The sequence below is a fragment of the Roseivivax sp. GX 12232 genome, from assembly GCF_021272185.1.
Lineage (GTDB): Bacteria > Pseudomonadota > Alphaproteobacteria > Rhodobacterales > Rhodobacteraceae > Roseivivax.
The window spans coordinates 1-1,857 of record NZ_JAJSEC010000025.1 but is presented as its reverse complement, the minus strand read 5'-3'; the positions used below and the strand labels follow the sequence as shown (position 1 = coordinate 1,857).

Sequence of the window (1,857 nt, the reverse complement as noted above, 5' to 3'; positions counted from 1 at the left end):
CCTCCGCCTCCGCCGCCGTCACAGGCGGCCAGAAGCAGCGCGCCGGCCAGCAGCATCGGCAGTTTCGGATAAGTCCACATGGTCTGTCTCCTTCCGATCAGCTGTCGCCGCCTGCGCCCGGAAGCGGGGTCCGCAGGTAGGGGAAGGTGGCGGTCACGTCGAAGGCATCGACAGGCGCGCCGTCGATGAAGGGCTCGTCGCCCACCGGCGCATCCTCAGGCGCGCAGAGACCGAGGTTGATCATGTCGCTCTCGGTGTCCTCCTCGGCGCCCTCGACGCCCAGTTCCGCCCCAAGCGGCACCGGGTGGCAGAGCCGGCCCATGGCCACGCGCAGCGCGAGGTCGACGACATCGTCCCCCGGACGGCGGCCGTTGGGGAAGCCCGCGAGATCCTCTGCCAGCACACCGTAGTTGTTCTGCGAGCCCTGCGGCGTCGCCGGAATGCCGGTGTTGAGGCGCATCATCTCGGAGGCGGTCACCGTGCTTTGCTGGTTCAGCCCCGGGAAGCCCTGGAGGAAGGCGGTGACTAGATCCTGGCGCGGCAGGTTCGAAGGCGCGATGTTCTCCTCGGCGCCCAGAGCCTCGCGGAAGAGGATGTCGATCAGCGCCGGCAGGGTCGGGTTCGTCACATAGGTGGCGAGCGCGGAGTCCTGCGTCGGCTCGGCGGCGTTGAAGAGGTCCTTGTCGGGCAGGCCGATCACCACTTCGTTGACCAGCGGCGCCGAGAGGCGCGACTGCTGAACCCAGGCACCGCCGAAGACCGAGGTGCCCTCATAGGTGGGCGAGGGGTCTTCGACCTCCGCCTGCGGCAGGCTCGAGGTCGTCCAGCCGCCGATCACGCCGTTGCCGTCGCCGGTCACGCAGGCGATCGGCAGTTCCAGCGCCAGCGAGGTGACGTTGAACTGGCCGATGAGGTCGTCGTTGGCGCGGGTGTTCTCGATGCTGCCCTCGAGCGGCACCAGGTTCACCAGGTCGAAGACCTCGCCGAGGTTCACCGCGAAGGCCTCTTCGCGCTGACCCGCGAAGACCCGGCCCGGCAGGTCGCAGCCCGGCACGTCGACCTCGTAGATGTACTGGTCGGCATAGGCCTCGTAGTCGGGAATGGTCTTCGTCCCGATGTTGTCGAGCGGCTTGGTGAAGGTTGCACCACCCTCGGTCATCGTCACGGCGCTGGCGTTGCCGCTGCGGCGGTCGCCGGTGACCATGTTGACGGTATAGGTCTCGACCTCGTTGAGCGGATCGTCCTCCGCGCCGCTGATCTGGCCCGCGGTGCGCAGCGGGATCGCCACGGTCTCGTCTCCGATGGGCAGCGCGATGCCGGCGCCATCGGCGCCCAGCGTGTTCTCGAACTCGAACTGGAAGGTCAGATCCTCGATCGCGTCGCCGTCGTTGTCGATGTGGATTTCGTAGATCGCGTCGGAATCCATGGTGAAGTAGTTCGGACCGCCATAGGGCGCCTGCAGCGGCTGATAGTTCGCGATCAGCGTGACATAGCCGTCCCGGCCGGTCTCGTAACTGTTGAACATGTAGAAGTCGGTCGCGTCGATCTTCGGGGTCTGGGTGATGCCAGGCGCTTCGCGGTGGGAAGAGGCATGCACCCCGCCCGCCCCCGCAGCAAGCGCGGCCAGGAGCGCGCAGCCACCGGCTGTCTTGATCGGAAACGTCATTTACTTCTCCCTGTTGTCACTGTTCTTGTCACGCATGCCGAGCCGGAAGGGCCCGCATCGGGCGGCGGAAATTCGCTCACCATGCCAACTCACGAGGGCGAGGCGGCTGGGGTTTCAAAAAACGGCAATTGTTTGGAGGTCCCGCCGCAAGTGAGCGTTGAACTTCTCGTGACACCCGTCCTGGCCGCGGC

At 66.6% G+C, this 1,857-nt stretch carries 1 protein-coding gene; it reads right to left on the bottom strand.

The window, feature by feature from the left end:
• Positions 1–97 precede the first annotated feature (97 nt).
• Positions 98–1,666, bottom strand: coding sequence for a DUF4331 domain-containing protein (locus tag LR948_RS18700; RefSeq protein ID WP_232755665.1), 1,569 nt, complete (start codon positions 1,664–1,666; stop codon positions 98–100).
• Between the last annotated feature and the right edge of the window lie 191 nt (positions 1,667–1,857).

Coding starts and splice junctions, on each gene's coding strand:
- LR948_RS18700 (WP_232755665.1), bottom strand. CDS start 1,666: ATGACGTTTCCGATCAAGACAGCCGGTGGCTGCGCGCTCCTGGCCGCG.